The organism is Pseudomonas sp. CFBP13528 (assembly GCF_005233615.1).
GTDB classification, from domain to species: domain Bacteria; phylum Pseudomonadota; class Gammaproteobacteria; order Pseudomonadales; family Pseudomonadaceae; genus Aquipseudomonas; species Aquipseudomonas fluorescens_AM.
Genome location: NZ_QGAJ01000030.1, coordinates 1 through 20,108 on the forward strand (window position 1 = coordinate 1; position 20,108 = coordinate 20,108).

The 20,108-nt window shown below is 58.2% G+C and carries 9 protein-coding genes and 1 rRNA gene; 6 read left to right on the plus strand and 4 right to left on the minus strand.

All coding sequences use genetic code 11. From position 1 onward, the window contains the following. Positions 1-7,916, plus strand: a 7,916-nt coding sequence (locus PspCFBP13528_RS27210; protein WP_275113138.1) for an immunoglobulin-like domain-containing protein, incomplete at its 5' end; no start/stop codon positions are given. Between the two features lie 151 nt (positions 7,917-8,067). Beyond that, positions 8,068-8,406: a hypothetical protein gene (locus PspCFBP13528_RS27215; protein ID WP_057725300.1), complete on the plus strand. Its 339-nt coding sequence runs from the start codon at positions 8,068-8,070 to the stop codon at positions 8,404-8,406. A 126-nt stretch (positions 8,407-8,532) separates the two neighbouring features. On the opposite strand, the gene lapD is transcribed toward PspCFBP13528_RS27215, so the two are convergent. After that, positions 8,533-10,479: a cyclic di-GMP receptor LapD gene (gene lapD, locus PspCFBP13528_RS27220; RefSeq protein WP_137201892.1), complete on the minus strand. Its 1,947-nt coding sequence runs from the start codon at positions 10,477-10,479 to the stop codon at positions 8,533-8,535. Between the two features lie 14 nt (positions 10,480-10,493). Then, positions 10,494-11,258, minus strand: coding sequence for a cysteine protease LapG (lapG, locus tag PspCFBP13528_RS27225; RefSeq protein ID WP_342671486.1), 765 nt, complete (start codon positions 11,256-11,258; stop codon positions 10,494-10,496). A gap of 180 nt (positions 11,259-11,438) precedes the next feature. Here lapG and PspCFBP13528_RS27230 point away from each other — a divergent pair, with 180 nt between their 5' ends. The 4 genes from PspCFBP13528_RS27230 to PspCFBP13528_RS27245 all read left to right on the plus strand — a co-directional run bounded on the left by PspCFBP13528_RS27230 (position 11,439) and on the right by PspCFBP13528_RS27245 (position 17,600). Further along, positions 11,439-12,149 carry a GntR family transcriptional regulator gene (locus PspCFBP13528_RS27230; protein ID WP_065952221.1) on the plus strand — a complete coding sequence of 237 codons (711 nt, stop codon included), beginning with the start codon at positions 11,439-11,441 and terminating at the stop codon, positions 12,147-12,149. Positions 12,150-12,523: 374 nt separating this feature from the next. Beyond that, a complete protein-coding gene (locus PspCFBP13528_RS27235; RefSeq protein ID WP_101221439.1) occupies positions 12,524-13,282 on the plus strand; it encodes a DUF3050 domain-containing protein in 759 nt (252 codons plus the stop codon). Beyond that, positions 13,279-14,226 carry a diiron oxygenase gene (locus PspCFBP13528_RS27240; protein WP_137201893.1) on the plus strand — a complete coding sequence of 316 codons (948 nt, stop codon included), beginning with the start codon at positions 13,279-13,281 and terminating at the stop codon, positions 14,224-14,226. Before PspCFBP13528_RS27235 ends, PspCFBP13528_RS27240 begins: the two co-directional genes overlap by 4 nt. Continuing rightward, positions 14,223-17,600, plus strand: coding sequence for an amino acid adenylation domain-containing protein (locus PspCFBP13528_RS27245; RefSeq protein WP_137201894.1), 3,378 nt, complete (start codon positions 14,223-14,225; stop codon positions 17,598-17,600). The genes PspCFBP13528_RS27240 and PspCFBP13528_RS27245 overlap by 4 nt, the downstream gene beginning before the upstream one ends. Positions 17,601-17,651: 51 nt before the next feature. Here the strand turns inward: PspCFBP13528_RS27245 and PspCFBP13528_RS27250 are convergent, their stop codons facing one another. Together PspCFBP13528_RS27250 and rrf are read right to left on the minus strand one after the other, a co-directional pair. Next, complete coding sequence (locus tag PspCFBP13528_RS27250) at positions 17,652-19,532, minus strand: methyl-accepting chemotaxis protein (protein ID WP_137201895.1); 1,881 nt, start codon at positions 19,530-19,532, stop codon at positions 17,652-17,654. Positions 19,533-19,806: 274 nt separating this feature from the next. Further along, positions 19,807-19,922: ribosomal RNA gene (rrf, locus tag PspCFBP13528_RS27255) — 5S ribosomal RNA — on the minus strand. Positions 19,923-20,108 lie beyond the last annotated feature (186 nt).

The following is a 20,108-nucleotide window of genomic DNA, read 5'->3' on the forward strand; positions in this document are numbered from 1 at the left end:
CCGTCCAGATCACTGAAGCGACTGGCGGCAACTTCGAGAAGCTGGAAGTTGCTGGCAATGGCGCAACCACCACGATCAACGACACCATCGACAAAGTCGACGTAGTCCTGACCGCCACCACCACCGTCGGCGAAGGCGGCAACATCGTTTACACCGCCAGCCTTGTGGGTAAAAACGGCGTACCGGTGACGAACATCACCAACCCGTTGACCGTCACGCTGGATAACGGCCAAAGCATCACCATCGGTGTAAACCAATCAAGCGCCAGCGTTTCGGTTGTTGCGCCGGATGACGTCTACAAAGGCGATCAGACCGTCACCACCGCTATCAAGACTGTTACTGGTGGCGAGCACTTCGAAAACCTGGTGCCAGGCACCGCGCCTGTTAATACCACCGTGACTGATACTCCGGGCACTGATAACGCCACCACCGTTACCCTGACAGCCCCGGCCCAAGCGAACGAAGGTGGTCAGATTACGTACACCGCCACGCTCTCCAATAAAGCGGGCAGTGACGTCACGTTGAAGTTGGACAACGGCTCGTCGATCACTGTCAAAGCCGGCGACACTATCGGCACCGTAACCGTCCCAGCGCCAAGCGATGACGTGTTCATCGACAAGAGCACGCAGACGGTCAAGATCACCGACGCAACGGGCGGCAACTTTGAGAAGTTGGAAGTTGCTGGCAACGGCGCGACCACCACGATCAATGACACCATCGACAAAGTTGATGTAGTCCTGACCGCCACTACCACCGTCGGCGAAGGCGGCAACATTGTTTACACCGCCAGCCTTGTGGATAAGAGCGGTACGCCGGTGACTAACATCACCAATCCGTTGACCGTAGCGTTGGATAACGGCCAGAGCATCACCATTGGTGTAAATCAGTCGAGCGGCAGCGTTTCGGTTGTTGCGCCGGATGATGTCTACAAAGGCGATCAGACCGTCACCACCGCTATCAAGACTGTTACTGGTGGCGAGCACTTCGAAAATCTCGTTCCAGGTACCGACACAGTCACTACAACCGTGACTGATACCCCAGGTACTGATAACGCCACGACTGTCACGCTGACCGCACCGAATGCTGTTAGCGAAGGTGGACAGATTACGTACACCGCGACCTTGAGCAACAAGGCCGGTACTGACGTAACTTTGAAGCTGGATAATGGCTCGTCGATCACCATCAAAGCCGGCGATACCGTCGGCACCGTGACCGTACCAGCGCCTACCGATGACGTGTTCATCGACAAGAGCACGCAGACAGTCAAAATTACCGACGCAACGGGCGGCAACTTCGAGAAGCTGGAAGTTGCAGGCAACGGTGCGACCACCACAATCAACGACACTATCGACAAGGTCGATGTAGTCCTGACCGCCACCAACACCGTTGGCGAAGGCGGCAACATCGTCTACACCGCCAGCCTTGTGGATAAAAACGGCGTACCGGTGACGAACATCACCAACCCATTGACCGTCACGCTCGATAACGGCCAAAGCATCACCATCGGTGTAAACCAATCAAGCGCCAGCGTTTCGGTTGTTGCACCGGATGACGTCTACAAGGGCGATCAGACCGTCACCACTGCTATCAAGACTGTCACCGGTGGCGAGCACTTCGAGAACCTGGTGCCAGGTAAGACGGCAGTCAATACGACCGTCACCGATACCCCAGGTACCGCTGATACCACTACCGTCACGCTGACCGCGCCAAGCGCAGTCAACGAGGGTGGCCAGATCACTTACACCGCTACGCTCTCTAACAAAGCGGGCAGCGACGTTACGCTGAAACTGGACAACGGTTCGTCGATTATCATCAAGGCTGGCGACACCGTCGGCACCGTGACCGTCCCTGCGCCGACCGATGACGTGTTTATCGACAAGAGCACACAGACGGTCAGGATCACTGAGACCACTGGCGGCAACTTCGAGAAGCTGGAAGTTGCAGGCAACGGTGCAACCACCACAATCAACGACACTATCGACAAGGTCGATGTAGTCCTGACCGCCACCAACACCGTCGGCGAAGGCGGCAACATCGTCTACACCGCCAGCCTTGTGGATAAAAACGGTACGCCGGTAACCAACATCACCAACCCGCTGACCGTCACCCTGGATAACGGCAAAACCATCACCATCGGTGTGAACCAATCCAGCGGCAGCGTTTCGGTTGTTGCGCCGAATGATGTGTACAAGGGCGACCAAACCGTCACGACCGCTATCAAAACCGTGACCGGTGGCGAGCACTTTGAAAATTTGGTGCCAGGTACCACAGCGGTTAATACCACCGTTACTGATACTCCAGGCACCGACAACACCACCACCGTTACCCTGACAGCTCCGGCACAGGCGAACGAAGGTGGCCAGATCACTTACACGGCCACGCTTTCCAATAAAGCAGGCAGCGACGTCACGTTGAAGCTGGATAACGGCTCAAGCATCACGATTAAAGCCGGTGAAACCGTCGGCACCGTAACCGTCCCAGCGCCGACCGATGACGTGTTTATCGACAAGAGCACGCAGACGGTCAGGATCACTGAGACCACTGGCGGCAACTTCGAGAAACTTGAAGTTGCGGGCAATGGTGCGACCACCACAGTCAACGACACCATCGACAAGGTCGATGTAGTTCTGACCGCCACCACCACCGTCGGCGAAGGCGGCAACATCGTTTACACCGCCAGCCTTGTGGATAAAAACGGCGCGCCGGTGACCAACATCACCAACCCGTTGACCGTCACGCTCGATAACGGCCAAAGCATCACCATCGGTGTAAACCAATCAAGCGCCAGCGTTTCGGTTGTTGCGCCTGATGACGTCTACAAAGGCGATCAGACCGTCACCACTGCTATCAAGACTGTCACCGGTGGCGAGCACTTTGAGAACCTGGTGCCAGGTAAGACGGCAGTCAATACGACCGTCACCGATACCCCAGGTACCGCTGATACCACTACCGTCACGCTGACCGCGCCAAGCGCCGTCAACGAAGGTGGCCAGATCACTTACACCGCTACGCTCTCTAACAAAGCGGGCAGCGACGTCACGTTGAAGCTGGATAACGGCTCAAGCATCACGATTAAAGCAGGTGAAACCGTCGGCACTGTCACCGTCCCAGCGCCAAGCGATGACGTGTTCATCGACAAGAGCACGCAGACGGTCAAGATCACCGACGCAACGGGCGGCAACTTTGAGAAGTTGGAAGTTGCTGGCAACGGTGCGACCACCACGATCAACGACACCATCGACAAAGTCGACGTTGTCCTGACCGCCACCACCACCGTTGGCGAAGGCGGCAATATCGTCTACACCGCCAGCCTTGTGGATAAAAACGGTACGCCGGTAACCAACATCACCAACCCGCTGACCGTCACCCTGGATAACGGCAAAACCATCACCATCGGTGTGAACCAATCCAGCGGCACGATCACCACCGTGGCACCCAACGACGTCTATAAAGGCGATCAAACCGTCACGACCGCCATCAAAACCGTCACCGGTGGCGAGCACTTCGAAAACCTGGTGCCAGGTACCGCAGCGGTCAATACCACCGTTACCGACACCCCTGGCAGCACTGATCTCACCAGCGTCACCCTGACCGCGCCAAGCGCCGTCAATGAAGGTGGCCAGATCACCTACACCGCGACCTTGAGTAACAAGGCCGGCAGCGACATGGTGGTCCAGTTGGACAACGGTTCCAGCATCACCATCAAGCAGGGTGCAACCGTGGGCACGGTGACAGTTGCGGCACCGAGCGATGATGTGTTCATCGACAAGAGCACCCAGACCGTCAAGATCACCGGTACCACCGGCGGTAATTTCGAAGGTGTGACCGTCACACCGGGCGGCGCGACCACCACGATCAACGACACCATCGACGATGTGACGGTGGTGCTCAAGGCCACGGGCTCGGTCAGCGAGGGCGGGCAGATTGTCTACACCGCGTCGCTGGTCGACAAGAACGGCGCGGCAGTGACCAACCTGGGTTCCGACCTGGTAGTGAAGCTGGATAACGGCGCGTCCATTACCATCGGCAACGGCAAGTCCAGCAACTTCACCACGGCCACCGCCCCTAACGATGCGTATGTCGGCGCCAACGACGTCACGACCAAAATCAGCGGCGTCGTCAGCGGCGGCGACAAATACGAGCACTTGATGGTTGATGGCAGCACCGTGGTTACCAAAGTCACGGATGTGGTCACCAACACCACCCTCAGCCTCAGCGGCGACGCATCGGTGACTGAAGGCGGCACGGCGCATTACAGCCTGACATTGAGCAACCCGGCGCAAACCGATCTGACCGTCACGCTCAAGTACAGCGGCACGGCCACCGACGGTTCGGATTTCAATGGTGTGTACACCGTGAAGATCCCGGCCGGCGCCAGCAGCGTGCCGTTTGATATCCGCACGCTTGACGACAGAATCACCGAGCCGACAGAAAAAATCGTCATCACCATCGACAAGACCACCGGCGGCAATTTCGAGAACCTGGTGATCGACAAGGGTACCGTCAGTACCGATATCCTCGACAACGATGCGCCACCGGTCATCGACCTGGACGCCAACAATTCCAGCGGCGCCAGCGGCAACGATTACAAGACCACCTTCACCGAAGGCACCGCCGGGCCGGGTGTGTCGATTGCCGACACCGATATCAGGATCACCGACCCGGACAGCACGATGCTCACCGGCGCAACGGTCACCCTGACCAACGCGCAGGCCGGTGATGTCTTGAACCTGGGCAACAACGTGAATGGCATCAGCGTCAGCACCAATAACCAGACGGGCGCCATCACCCTGACGTTGTCGGGCAGCGCGACGCTGGCTGACTACATGCAGCGCATCCAGAACATCACGTTCACCAACAACAGCCACGACCCAAGCACCACGCCGCGCACCATTACCGTGACGGTGACCGACGGCGGCAACTACTCCAACGTCGCCACCACGACCGTCAACGTGCTGGCGGTCAACGATGCGCCAGTGGCAACGGGCGGGGCCGTGACCGGTACCGAAGACACTGCGCTCGCGCTGACCTGGGCCAACTTCGGCGTGACCGACGTGGACTCGCCACAAGCCAGCCTCGGCGTGAAAATCACCGACCTGCCGGTGGCCGGCAAGCTGCAATACCTGGCAGCCGACGGCACCACCTGGACCAACGTGACCAGCGGCCAGACCTTTACCAAAGCCCAGGTCGATGGCGGTCAATTGCGCTTTATGCCCAACACCAACGAGTCCGGCGCCGATGGTTATGGCGGCACAGGCATCGGTAACAAGCAGGCCGACTACGCACAGTTCAAGTTCCAGCCCACCGACGGCAAGGACCTGGGCACCAGCGCCACGGTGAAAGTCGATATCACTCCGGTGGCCGATGCACCGACCCTGAGCGTGGCAGATAACAACGTCACCTCGACCGGCCTGGTCAAACAGGGCTGGAACAGCATTGCCGGCCTCGGCAACAGCGGCAACGGCGCTGCACCCGATGTACTGAAAAAAGCCATCGACAATGCAGGCACACCGAACAACACCTCGGTGGTGACCAACGTCGAGTCCGTCGACAATGTCAACGCGGGTTCTGGTTCCAAGATCTCCGGCCTGATCTACATGGAAGCCGGCAAGAGCTACACCTTCAGCGGCGTCGCCGATGACAGCGTGGTGGTCAACGTCGGCGGCAAAGACGTTGCCAGCGGGCTATGGGGCACCAACAGCGGCAAGTTCAGCGGCTCGTTCACGCCAACCACCACTGGTTACTACAGCCTTGAGATCTACCAGGCCAACCAGGCGGGGCCTGGCAGCTTTGACGTCAACCTGTCGGTCAATGGCGGGGCGATGCAGAACTTGAGCACCAGCACCGTGCCGCTGTACACCGGTATCACCGACCTGACCAACGCCGGCGTAACGGTGTCCGACCTGCATGGCAGCAACGGTGACGGTTACTACGTGGGCTACAAGCTCAACGAAGGCCTGGAAAACGGCAGCGTCAAACTGTCCAAGGTCACCACCGCGCTGACCGATACCGACGGTTCGGAAACCCTGAGCGTGAAAATCGGTGGCATCCCGGCAGGCTCGGTGCTTACCGATGCGTCGGGCCATACCTTCACCGCGGGTAAAACCACGGGCGAAGTCAACGTCACCGGCTGGGACCTGGGCACCTTGACCATCAAGCCGCCGACCTACTACAGCGGCCAGTTCAACCTCACGGTCACGTCGACCTCTACCGAAAGCATCGGCGGTTCAGCGACCACCACCGCGCAATTGCCAGTGACGGTGCATCCGGCGGCCTATAACCCGGTCACCGGCACGTCGGGCAGCGACACCATCAACGGCACCGATGGCAACGACATCGTCGTGGCCGACGTCGGCGGCCTGAACGTGGTGCAGGGCAAGAACTACAACATTGCGTTCATGATCGATACATCGGGCAGCATGGGCGCGGATTCGATAGCAGCGGCGAAAGCCTCGCTGACCACCACGTTCAACTCGCTGAAAAACAGTATCGGCTCCAGCACTTCTGGCACCGTGAATATCTTCCTGGCGGACTTCAGTGACCAGGTCAATCGCACGGTTACAGTCGACCTGAAAGACCCAGGCGCACTGAATTCGCTGCAGAAAGTCCTCGATTCCATGGTATCGACCGGCGGGACCAACTACGAAGACGTGTTCAAGGCCGCGTCCAACTTCTTTAAAAGTGCACAGGCGACTGGCAACACTGGCGCAATCAATACAACGTACTTCATCACCGATGGTCAGCCGACGTTTTACCAGGGGTCCGAGCAGACCAATCCGTACTTGTACGGCAACGTCAGGCTCGATGATGTCGTCACCATGAACAACTACACCATAGGTACAGCCACACGGATCAACATCGATTCGAGTCACTTGATTGATATCAACTCTGCCGGCAAGGTGACCCTGTGGACCAACAACTGGTGGGGCTGGGCGCAGTCCAGCCCGGGAACAATCCACGCCCAAGGGGATGGCACCTATGAAATATCGGTACAAGGCGGCCTCGGGTACGATACCGACTACTCCACCACCATCAACTCCAACAGTGCGTTCGCACTGCTCAAAGGCCTGTCCACAGGTGGCGTAGAAGCCATCGGCCTCAACAGCGGGGTCAGCCTGAATCAGTTGGCACCGTACGACAGCGATGGCAAGCCGCAAGCCAATATCGATCCGAAGGACCTGGCCAACGCAATCCTCGGCCACACCGAGGCGACGTTGCCTGGCGCTGACACCGTCATCGGGGGCGATGGCAACGACATCCTCTTCGGCGACCTGGTGAGCTTCAGCGGGATCAACGGTGAGGGTTACAACGCACTGCAGGCGTTTGTGGCGCAGAAGACCGGCGTAGCCGTCTCTTCGGTGACCGCCTCTAACGTTCACCAGTACGTCACCGAGCACTACGCGGACTTCGATGTGTCCGGCGCCAAGGATGCCAACGACACGCTGCTGGGCGGCGCCGGCGATGACATCCTGTTCGGCCAGGGCGGCAACGACCTTCTGGACGGTGGCAAAGGCAATGACATCCTGCTGGGCGGCACCGGTAACGACACGCTGATTGGCGGCCAGGGTAATGACATCCTGATCGGTGGTTCGGGTGCCGACACCTTTGTGTGGAAGGCGGGTGACATCGGCAACGATGTGATCAAGGACTTCAAGGCGTCCGAAGGTGACCGCATTGATCTGCGCGACCTGTTGAAAGGCGAGACCGACAGCACCATCGACAACTACCTCAAGATCACCACGGTAGAGGGCGTGTCGACCCTGCAAGTGAGCAGCGAAGGCAAGCTCAATACCACTGGAGGCCTGGCCAATGCGGATGTGACCATCAAGCTGGAAGGCAACGATTGGTCCCATACCAGCATCAACTCGCTGATCAGCGGTGCAGACCCGACCATCAAGATCGATCACACCGTCTAAGCTTGGGTTTATCGGCCGCCCTCGAGGCGGCCGATTTATTTGGGCGATACGTTGCTGGCCCTGGCGGCCGGTTGCATCGCATACTCGCGCCTATCAACACACGGCCAGCCTAAGGGGCTAAAGGTGTGTGGCTTATTTTCGAGGGGTTCTTATGTTTTACGTGCAACGTGATGCACAGGGCGCGTTGAGTCGCGTTGAGGCCGCCGCCTTTGCCGAATCCACCGAAACACTGCCGGCCGATCACCATGAGATCCAGGCCTGGTACGCCAACGAAGTGGTGGAAACCAGCCTGGCCCAACTCAAGCAGAGTGACCTTGAGATGATCCGGGTACTGGACGACTTGATCCAGGTGCTCACCCGCAAGGGCGTTATCAGCGTGACAGACCTGCCGCCCGCAGCCCAGGCCAAATTGATGGACCGTAACCAGGCGCGGGAAGCGTTGGGTGGGTTGAGCCAGTTGATCAATGATGATGAAAAAGGGCTTATCTGAGCCCTGGAGTTACGCCGACTCTAAAATGTGGGAGGGGGCTTGCCCCCGATAGCAGTAGACCAGTCGACACTTAGGCGACTGATACACCGCTATCGGGGGCAAGCCCCCTCCCACATGGATTCTGCGTTATTTCCAGGGCGCCGGCTCGCCGAACAGTTGGCCCTGCACCCCAAAAATCCCCATCTCGCGAATCACCTTCAGCTCACCCTCGGTCTCCACACGCTCGGCAATCAATGGCAGGTCGATACTGTGGGCCGCGCGCTGGATGGCTTCGATAAACAGGCGTTTGTCGCTTTCCTGGTCGATGGCGCGGATGTAGCTGCCGTCGATTTTCAGGTACGCCAGGCCCAGGCGGGCCAGGTTGCCGATCATGCTGAATCGCCCACCGAAACGCTGAAGGCTCAGGGAGAAGCCCAATTCGCGCAGGCGGTGGGTCATCTGTTCCAGCACATGCTGCTCCGGCAGTTGCTCTTCACCGATTTCCAGGGTGAGGCGCGAGCCCAGGTTGCTGTGCTGGCGCAGCAGGTCATAAATGCCCTGCAGAGCCTCTGGGTCCTGCAAGGTCGCGGCTGAGAGGTTCAGCGCCAGATTATCGCTGTGGCCAGTCATCTGTTTGAGCACCTGTTCCAGCATCAAGCGGTCCAGGCGGGCGGCCCAGCCGAAACGCTCAAGCCACGGCAGGAAACGCCCGGCGGGTAAGGTATGGCCATCAAGGTCCTGCAGGCGCGACAGCACTTTGTAGTGCAGGACCAACTGCGGGTCCTGGCTGGCGACGACCGGCTGGAAGTACAGCTCGAAACGCTGCTGGGTCAGCGCCTGGTCCAAAAGCGTGTGCCAGGCATGGTGATCGTCACCGAGGCTGGCGGCGGCACTGTGGTCCAGGCACACCCACGTGCTGTCACCCTGCGCTTCGGCTTGCGACAGGGCTTGATCGGCGAGGGTCAGCAGCGCCTGCGGCGCATCGCCATGATTGAACGGGGCCAGGCCGATATAAGCCACGGGCGCGACGTCGCTGGCGCCGGTGGCCTGCAGGCTGAGCAACGTGCTTTCCAGGTTCTGCGCCAATTGCAGCGCTTCTTCTCGCGTCAGCCCAGGCGCCAGCACGGCGAACTCGCCGCCACGGATCCGGGTCACAAGGTTGTGGGTTTCCGGGTACGGCTCGCACTGGCGCAGCAGCTGTTCGCCGACCGCTTGCAGCAGCTGGTCGGTACGCTGGCCCCCCAGGCGCTGGTTCAGGCCGGCCAGGTCCTTGACGCGCAATACCAGCAAGTAGCCGGAGTTGGTTTCTTCAGGGTTGCTGACACGGGCGTTGAGCTGCATCTCGAAATAACGACGGTTGGCAAGACCGGTGAGGGTGTCCTGGTAGGATTCGGTGCGCAGCTTTTCGCTGCGCTCGGCCTGCTCCTGGAACAGTGCCTTGAGCTTTTCCACCATTTGGTTCATCGCCTGCACCACCCGGCGCAGTTCGGGCGTACGCGGCAGATCGGGCAGGCTGAGGAATTCTCGACGGGCGATCGCGTGGGACTGTTTGACCATGTAGTCCAACGGTTTCAATTGGCGGCGCAGCAGCAACCCGCCAAGCACCACACTGACCGCACCGCACAGCAGCAACCAGCCAAGGCTGCCCAAGGCGCTCTGCCAGAGTTTGGCCAGGGCGAACATCGGATGGCTGACCACCTCGACACGCGCCGCCTGCTCCCAACCGCGGCTCACCAGCGCATCGCCACCGGCCGGCTCCAGGCCGATCAATTTAACGAACCAGTTGGGCACGCCGTTGTTGTCTGGAATGCCGCTGCGCTCAACGATGGTTTTGTCCGTGGCCAGGTCCACCACACGGATACTGGCGTAGTAACCGCTGTCGAAGATCGAACTGACCAGCAGCTCCACCATGGCCGGGTCATCGATATTAGGGGTGAGCGACAACGCCAGCGCCGTCGCAGCGTCCTGCGCATGGGAGCGCAACTGGTTGACGTATTGCGTGCGCGAACTTTCCAGGCTGACCATGAAGCTGCCGCTGAAGGCGACCACCAGGAACAGACAGATTGCGATCAACAGCTGTTTGAACAAAGACATCCGATCAGTTACTCCTAGTTGGCAGGCTCGGCTGGAAAGCCTTCCGCACGCATTTTTCTCAATACATCCTGCCAGCGCGACAAGCGTTTGGTATCGCCGACCTTCTTGTTGCCTTTGGCGCCGGGCAGGTACAGGCCCTCGGCGTTGAATGAATACACCGGAATCAAATCGGTACGGCGGGTAGCCGGCAGGATGTCGTCCATCAGGCTGTCGAGCACCAGCGGGATTGCGTCGGGGGTCGAATAGTAGGTCAAGACCATATGTGCGCGATTCTGACGCAAGGCCTTGACGTAGGTAATACGCAATTTGTCGCTGGACACACCCAGATGACGCAAACTGAAATACTTGGCGATGGCGTAGTCTTCGCAGTCACCGGCGCCTTTCCAGAGGGCTTCGATGGGTGTCTCCCAATAATCGACCGCGTGCCAGAGATCGATGTCTTCCACGTAGGTCATTTGTTTGTTGAAAAACAAGTTAACGACCTTGAGCTGTTCTTGTTCGCTGACCTGCTTTTGAGTGGCCAACAGCCGCTGCCAGGCGTCAATACGCTGCTGGCCTTCGCCCAATGGCCCGTAAAGGGCACTGGCCTTTCGGCTGATCTGCGAGAAATCCCAATCGGCATGCAGCCCGCCAAGCATCAGGCCGGCCAACAAGATCGCTGATAAAAGCCAGCAAAGAACTCGATAGGGAATAAAACTTACCGCCAAGGCGTTCAGTCCATGAAGAGAGACGGAATTTGAGGGGATGGTGAAGCTTCGTCTCGGAAATAACAATGGCATAGTGAGATCATCGATCGGTAGAGCGACTTGTAACCGCCTGATGTGAGACGCACAAAATACACGCTGTAAGCCCTTACAAACGGAAACTCTGGCGGTTTGACAAGCGCTTGGGCCATCTCTAGTGTTCATTGGATCCAATAAAACGCACTTTATTATTCTAGAAAGGAGGGCAGCGTAACCGTGACGCCGAAGCCGAACCCTTTAAGCAGCATCAAGGTCAGCGGGCCTATTCCCGCTCACCTTGCCCGCGCCGTTATTGAAGAAACGTTGCGCAACGCCATTCTCGATGGGCGGTTACCCTGTGGCACCGCCATGCGCCAGCAAGAGCTCGCCAGCCTGTTCGGCGTCAGCCGCATGCCGGTGCGCGAAGCATTGCGCCAGTTGGAAGCACAATCCCTGCTGCATGTGGTGACCCACAAGGGCGCGGTGGTCGCCCCCTTGATTGAGGACAACTCGGCTGAGACCTATGCCCTGCGCATGCTGTTGGAGTCCGAGGCCTTGCGCTTGTCGATCCCACTGCTCACTGAGGCTGATATCGCCGAGGCAGAAGCCTGTATCAATGCGCTGGAGTGTGAGAAAGACTACAGCGAGATAGGCCGCCTCAATCGCCTGTTTCACATGGTCTTGTATGGCAAGGCGCCTAACCATCGCCTGCTCAAACTGGTGGAGCATGGGCTGAATGAGGAAGAGCGGTTTCTGCGCTTCAACCTCGAGGCAATGGGGCTGGGCGAGACGTCACAAGAGGACCACCGCGAACTGCTCAGCCTGGTGGTGCAGAAGAAAATCGACGAAAGCATCCTGACATTGCGTAATCACTTGATGCGAGGCATGGAGGTCATCAATAGATACCTCAATGGCCTAGAAACTGCCAACAAAGAAAGTACGTCGTAACGCGTTCGCATTTTTCTTTTAGTCTTTACACCGCGCGGCACCTTCCCTTGCCAGGAAACGTCCCGCGCTGGTAGCGCTGTAGACAACTCGCAAGTCTTAATAACCGGCGTTATATAAGGAAAATTCTCACACTTAAAACAACTCTTTCACTCGGAAGCTTATTCTCGAAAAAACATCTAATACATTTACAAGCTCATCCAAACGTTTAATCAGTTTACTATCACCCGCCAACCCAATAAACCTTTCAGTCAGCTGGCCGCGCAATGAGCCCGTGCTTGCCGCGTGGGCACACCTTAACGTTATCTTCTGTCTAACAACTACAAAACTCCATCACTGCAACTAGAGCAGTCGCAACAATTTTATAGGCGTCAACCATGCATCATCATTTGTTTGAACAAAAAAAGCTGCAACTGTGCAACCATCCGTTATTTGCAGAAATAACTTCGCATACCAAACTACAACACTTTATGGAAAGTCATGTATTTGCGGTTTGGGACTTCATGACCCTGACCAAACGCCTGCAACAAGATCTTACATGTACCCAGATACCGTGGCTTCCGCCCACTGATCCACAGGCCGCACGCCTGATCAATGAGATCGTGCTGGGCGAAGAGTCGGATGAACATCCAACGCGGGGCCATTGCAGTCACTTTGAGCTGTACCTGGACGCCATGGTGGAAGTGGGCGCCGACACCCGCGTCATCACGCGTTTCATTGACCTGCAACATCAGGGCGTGGAGGTAAGCGCAGCGCTGCAAATGATCGGCGCGCCCCCAGGTGTGCCGCGCTTTGTCGACAGCACATGGCAGATCGCACTCAGCGCTCCCACTCACTGCGTAGCGGCGGCCTTTCTGCATGGTCGTGAGGGCGTCATTGCATCGATGTTCGAGCGCCTTCTGTGCAGCAGCCCCTTCATTGCTCGTCAGGCGCCCACTTTATGTCACTACCTCAAGCGTCATATCGAGCTGGATAGCCAGGAGCATGCTCCGGCGGCGGAACAAGTGCTCCAGCGTCTGATCGGCGCAGACCCGATTCGCCAGCAACAAGCCGACAGCGTTGCTCTCGAGGCGCTGGAAAGCCGCATGACCTTCTGGGATGACGTACAGACCTCGATGCAAGAGGTTCATCCATGAGCGCTATCGACTACCGCTCCTTTGCCGAAGACTGGGAGCGTCGCGCAACCATCCGCACTCGCCCGCGCCGCGTGTTGGAAAACGACGGCAAGCTGATCTTTCCCTTGTACCGCCAACCGCTGGTACTGAGCGCGACCTTTCTCGAGCACTGCCCGCAATCGCGCGACTTTGTGCTGGCGCAAAGCTTTTATCGATTCATCCATGACATCGTGATTTTCGAAACCGAAATCGTCGATAAGACTGCCCGCAGCATCGCCAAGAATCGCTTCTCACTGCCCCTCCCCCTCGCCTGCCGCTACGACGCGATGACCGTCGTGGTGGATGAGGATTACCACGCCTTGGTAGCCCTGGACTTCCTGCAGCAAGCCGTCGAGTTGACCGGTATCCAGCCGCTCGACCTGCCCGGGCAGATCGAACTGAGCCGCGCCTTGCCGGCAGCGCAGGCGCAGGCACCGGAGCACTTGCGCGATGCGGTTGAGTTGATCGTCGTGGCCATCGCCGAAAACACCGTCACCCATGACGTGGCGGCCTTTTCCAAGGACGACAGTGTCAAGTCGTCCGTGCGCGGCTTGATGGCCGACCACCTGTTTGATGAAGGGCGCCACGCACAGTTCTGGACACAGTTGGTGCGCATCTACTGGCACTCGGCAAGCGCGGAGGATCGGGACAGCATTGCCGCTGTGCTACCGACATTCCTGGGCCATTACCTGACCAACGACCTACAAAAAGGCTTCGACCTGCAGTTGATCGAGCACCTGGATATCAACGTCGACGTTCGTTCGGCGCTGCAGGATGAAATCGTTGCGATGGACTTTCCCATCACCCGCCAGCACCCGCTGGTTGGCAACATCATGAGCTTCCTGCATCACAGCGGCCTGCTGCACACCTCCAGCGTGGCACGAGTCCTGGACGACTATTTGCCCGCGCTGGGGAGATTGGCATGAGGCGCCTGACGATTGAATGGGGCGTTGCCGGTGACGCGCTGGAAGCCCTCAAGCACGTGCTGGAACATTACGGGCATGCCTTTGGGGGCGAGTCGGTCGACCTTGTGATCGAGGACGGTAGTCAGCCACCGTCAGCCCTGTCCAGAGACGCGGCCTGGATGAGCCTGCGCCTGGTTATCGGCCCCCCGTCCGAACATGGGCTGCCCAGGCTGCAGTTTCGCTGCTACGACCGCGAGCGGCGCCTGGTGGCCGTACACGATGTTGCCCGGGAGCCCAGCGGCAACGGCCAGCAGCTGCGGCGTCGGGCGGCGAACGCCTTGGTGGAGTGGGCAGCGTCACTGGTCAGCGGATTTTCAAGAGATCCAGGCTTTTTCTGCGCAATGACCAGCTCCGACCCCCTGCCTGAACAAGGCTTGCACGGGCTGGAGGCGCTGGCGTTCATGCATCGATTCAATCGTACGGCCGATGCCGCGCTGCTTCGCGCGGCACAAGTGCCCATGATCGAACGCCTGCAGGCCAGCCTTCGCGCCTTCGCCAATCGCACAGCGCTGAATATCGCGGGTCGCGTGGTGACTTATCGCCAACTTCAAGAAAAAGCCATGGCGATTCAGCAACGCTTGCTGCCCCTGTTGGAGGGCAATGAACCCCCCTCGGTGGTGGGTGTGTGCCTGGAAAAATCTACTGAGCTCTACGCGAGCATTCTGGCCGTGCTGGGTTGCGGCGCGGTGTATTTGCCACTGGCCCCGGATCATCCGGTAAAACGCCAGCACCGCATGTTGATAAGCGCAGAGGCCTGCGTGTTACTGGAAAATGGTCTGCATCCGCTGCGAGATCATTTCGTTTCGATTGACGTGAGTACGCTCGCCTCACGCGACATCGACCCGACTCAACCGCTGATGCGTCATCGTCCCCACGCCAATGCGTCATGCATGGCACTTTTCACCTCCGGCACCACCGGGCAGCCCAAGGGTGTGCTGCTCAGCCAACATAATCTGGCGCATTTCACCGCCTGGCTTAGTACCTGTGTGGCGCTGGATGATAAGAGTCGCGTCCTGCAATTTTCACCGCTGAGCTTTGACTCCTCGCTGATCGATATTTTCCCCGCCTTGATGGCGGGCGCAGAGCTGATTGTTCCCAGTGCAGAACAGCGTCAGGATCCTCAGCAATTGGTCGAGTTGATTCGCGTGCAGCGCGTCACCCACGCTTTTCTGCCACCGGCGTTGCTCAGCATCCTGCCGCTGGACCAGCCTCTTGGCCTCTCCCACCTGCTCACCGGCGGCGATTTTTGCGAGCCCTACGTGATCGAGCGACTGGCAGGCCAATGCCAGTTGCACAATCTCTATGGCCCCACCGAAGCCACAGTACTGGCAACCCATCGAACGTTTCGGCTCAGTGACAGCAATCGCAACATCGGTTTACCCATTGCCAACAGCCAGGTCCTGATCCTCGACGACCATTTGCAACCGGTGGATGAGCAAGTGATGGGCGATCTGTACATCGCAGGCCCTGGCGTCAGCCAGGGTTATATGAACGCAAAGCCGCAAGCTGACTCGCCGTTCGTCAAGCTGGCGCTGCCTGATGGACAATGGCTGCAGGCTTACCGTAGCGGCGATCTGGCGAAATGGACGCCGGACGGGATCGAGTTGGGCGGTCGACGGGATGATCAGGTCAAGATCCGCGGCTTTCGCGTCGAGCCTCAGGAGATTGAGCAGTGCCTGCGCAGCAGTCGGTTGTTCCGCCAAGTAGCAGTGGTGATTGATCAGGCATGCAGAATCATTGGCTTTGCTGCCCAGCCCGAACCCGGCGCCACCCTGGCCAGGCTGAAGGAGCATGCCAGGCACTGGCTACCTGAGCATATGCAACCCGTCGCCTGGAGCGAACTGCCGAGCCTGCCCTTTTCGAGCAACGGCAAGATCGATCGCACGGCGTTGCGGGCGGTGCCGAGTGCGCGCCCCCAGGAAATGATTCGTTGCAGCACCCACACGCCAGTCCAGGCGCAGTTGGTGGAGCTGTGGGGGGAGTTGTTGGGGTTGTCTGCCAGCGAGGTATCGATCGACGACAGCTTTTTCAACCTCGGTGGCCATTCGATCCTGCTGTCCACCTTGTTACTGCGCCTGCGCGAGCAATTTGGCCGCAGCTTCTCCTTGAGCCAATTTTTTGAAGCGCCGACGATTCGTACTCTTGCCTTACAGCTGGAGGGCGAAGCGCTGCCGGATACATCTTTCAGCCAGATGGAACACGATGCATCCCGAGCCCTGAAGCTTGAAATGCTACCTGAGACCCGCGCAGGAGACCCGCGCAAGGCGATTGTCACGGGAGCCAACAGCTTCGTCGGCGTGCATATCGTCCAGGCATTGCTGGCGGGTGGAGCGCAAGAAGTAGCGTGCCTGGTGCGGGCGCTCCCCGGCCAGTCGGCGGCGGACCGATTCACTCAGGCGCTGCGCGAATATCGCCTGGAACAATTGGACCTGCGCCGAGTGCAGGTGTACGCCGCAGACCTGCGCCAACCGCGCCTGGGGCTATCCTGTGAGGCGTACGAGCACCTCGCCCGTCATCATGGCGTGCTTGTGCACAATGCGGCGCAGGTCAACCATGTGATGGACTACAAAGCGCTCACCAAGGACAACGTCGAACCGGTGTTTGAATGCCTGCGCCTTTGCGAGACCCACTGCAAGAAGGTCTTCAATTTCATTTCGACGCTGTCGGCCTGCAGTACCCTCGACACTGATCGGTATGTGCTCGAAGCACCCGCCAGCCGCGCATTACCGATCTATGTCAAAAATGGCTACAACCTCTCGAAATGGGTGGCCGAGCGATTGCTGGGGCGTGCAACCGAGCAAGGAGCCTGGGTGAATATCCATCGGCCGGGCAATATCAGTTTCAACAGTCAGAACGGCGTCTGCCAACCCGATAAAAATCGCTTGATGTTGATGCTCAAGGGGTCGCTGCAGTTGGGTAGGGTCCCTCGAATGGAAGGTAACTTCGACCTGATGCCGGTGGACTTCCTGGCACGCTTCATTGCGTTTCACAGCCGGCGTTTTGTCGCAGGGCGAAACGTATTCAACCTGCACAATCCGCAACCGCTGAGCTGGGACCAGTACCTTGACGCGTTCAGCCAGGCCGGACATACCTTTGAACGGATAAGCCTTCAACAGTGGCAACGCGCATTGAGAACCGTAGGCCATGACAATGCATTGTTCGGCGTACTGGGCTTCTACCTTGATGGGGTGGGTGAGGACATCGGCGACACTTCGATGATCCAGTACAGCAATGCCCAATGGGGGTTGGAGCAAATGGGCACACACTATCCGCCCAAGAGCCCCGCGCTATTACGCAAAGGCTGTGACTACCTGAGGACCATCGGCTTTCTCTGAGCGGCTTCAGGGCAGTCGGAGCGGGAGGCCTCGCTCCGACTGCCGCCAGGATCAGATTTTGAAGCTATCGACCAATTGCTTCAATCGACTGGCCTGTTGGGACAGCGCATCGCAATCCTTGAGCGTCTCGTTGAGATTGGCCACGCCTTGCTGGTTCAGCAGGTTGATCTGGTTGATGTCGACGTTGAGGGTTTCAACCACCGCCGTTTGCTCCTCGGTAGCTGCGGCGACTGATTGGTTCATGCCGTCGATCTCAACGATTCGCTGTGTCACGCTGATCAGACGCTCGCCAGCCTGGTTAGCCACTTCAACGCTTTCTTCGCTGGAAGCCTGGCTGGCGTTCATGGTGGTCACCGCTTCACGCGAACCCACTTGCAGGGAGGTGATCATCTTGTGAATCTCTTCAGCCGATTCCTGGGTACGGTGAGCCAGGTTACGCACCTCATCAGCTACCACGGCAAACCCACGCCCAGCTTCTCCGGCACGGGCTGCTTCGATGGCCGCATTCAGCGCGAGCAAGTTAGTCTGCTGGGAGATGCCCTTGATCACATCGAGGATGTGACCAATGTTGTCGGTACTGGCGTTAAGGGTCTCGATCTGAGTGCAGGACAGGCTGATTTTCTGCGACAGTTCCGACATTGCCTGGATGGTTTGCTCGACGACCTTGCGTCCATCGTCAGCTTGCTCACTGGCACCGCTGGCATGCTGCGAGGCATCAGCGGCGTTACGGGCGATTTCCTGGGTGGCGGCGCCCAGCTCGTTGATCGCTGCAGCCACGCTGTTGGTACGTGCACTCTGCTCGTCTGAGCCAATGATCGACGCGTTGGACGATGCCATCACGCGCTGGGACAAGTCATGCACCTGGCGTGTCGCCGAGGACACTTCGGAAATCGAGGCGTGGATACGCTCGACAAACTGATTGAATGCGCTGCCGACTTCGCCGAACTCGTCTTTGCTCGTAACGTCGAGGCGTCGGGTCAGGTCGCCTTCGCCTTGGGCAATATCCTTCATCGCGACGCCCATCGTGGTCAGCGGACGCAACAACACCTGGATCAACATACTCAGCAGCACGGCAATCGCCACTACGGCGATGAGCATTGCTATCAATGCTGAAGTGCGAAATTTACCCAGTGCGGCATAGGCTTTGTCTTTGTCGATAGACAGACCGATGTACCAGTCAGCCCCCGGCAAACCGCTGATTGGCGTAAACGAGAGAATACGGTCCTGTCCATTGAGGACAACCTCCTGGTTAACCTTCTCGATGCGCACCTGGGCGCCTGGGTAGATGTCTTTGAGGTTTTTCATCACCTGGTCCTGATCAGGACTGACGATGACTTGGCCGTCACCACTGACCAGGAACGCGTGGCCGATACCGCCGAAATCCACTGAGTTGATGATCTTCACCAAGGTTTGCAGGCTCAAGTCTCCACCCACAACGCCCAACAGCTCTCCGTTCTTCTTCACCGGCATCGCGATCGTCACGATCTGGCCACCCACAGCTGCCATATAAGGCGGGGTAAGCATGGTTTTGTCGGCTGCTACGGCTTGCTTGTACCAAGGGCGCTGACGTGGGTCATAGCCTTCGGGCATCTTCGCATCGGGACGCTGGGTGAACACACCGTTGGTTTGACCCACGTAGGTAAACTGGAAGTTGGAGGTGAACGCCGGTTGATCGACCAAACCGGGCAGATCGGCGCCACTCCCTTGATGAGCAACGTTTTGTGCCAGGTTCTCCAGAACCAGAATGCGGCCGCTGAGCCAGTTCTGCACGCTGCTGGCGGTAAGCTCGCCGGATTGCTGGATGGAGGACGCCAGGTTTTGCCTGATCGTGTTGCGCTGCAGGTAATCGTTATAGAGCGTGAACAGCGCAAAGGCCAGAACCACGACGCCTGACGCCGCCAACAGAATTTTATGACTGAACTTGAGATTCATTTCATCGACTTCTTTTGCCAAAGGGGGGTGAGCGTGCCGAGTGGAACATTCCATGTAACGCAATAGGCGGACTCTGCGATCGCTCTATTTCGGTGCACGCATGGCTCGTCAGGCTTTCGGCCAGAAAACGATAAATCTTAGAGTTTTGTGTGAATCTTCCTCTTTTAGAGCAAGGGCCCGACAGGCGGTAGACATGCAGTCGATTATCAGCCGTTTTCAGCCTTAAACGACAAAACCCCTGTCTGCGTTAGCAGACAGGGGTTTCGGAATTGAATCTTGACGATGACCTACTCTCACATGGGGAAACCCCACACTACCATCGGCGATGCATCGTTTCACTGCTGAGTTCGGGATGGGATCAGGTGGTTCCGATGCTCTATGGTCGTCAAGAAATTCTGTGTACCAGACCGTTGTGCTAGCAACGTACTGGTGAAATTCATGAGCTTCTACATAAACAAAACCCCTGTCTGCATAAGCAAACAGGGGTTCTGGAATTTAATCTTGACGATGACCTACTCTCACATGGGGAAACCCCACACTACCATCGGCGATGCATCGTTTCACTGCTGAGTTCGG

Coding starts and splice junctions, on each gene's coding strand:
- lapG (WP_342671486.1), bottom strand. CDS start 11,258: ATGCCATTGTTATTTCCGAGACGAAGCTTCACCATCCCCTCAAATTCC.
- PspCFBP13528_RS27250 (WP_137201895.1), bottom strand. CDS start 19,532: ATGAATCTCAAGTTCAGTCATAAAATTCTGTTGGCGGCGTCAGGCGTC.
- PspCFBP13528_RS27240 (WP_137201893.1), top strand. CDS start 13,279: ATGAGCGCTATCGACTACCGCTCCTTTGCCGAAGACTGGGAGCGTCGC.
- PspCFBP13528_RS27215 (WP_057725300.1), top strand. CDS start 8,068: ATGTTTTACGTGCAACGTGATGCACAGGGCGCGTTGAGTCGCGTTGAG.
- PspCFBP13528_RS27245 (WP_137201894.1), top strand. CDS start 14,223: ATGAGGCGCCTGACGATTGAATGGGGCGTTGCCGGTGACGCGCTGGAA.
- PspCFBP13528_RS27235 (WP_101221439.1), top strand. CDS start 12,524: ATGCATCATCATTTGTTTGAACAAAAAAAGCTGCAACTGTGCAACCAT.
- lapD (WP_137201892.1), bottom strand. CDS start 10,479: ATGTCTTTGTTCAAACAGCTGTTGATCGCAATCTGTCTGTTCCTGGTG.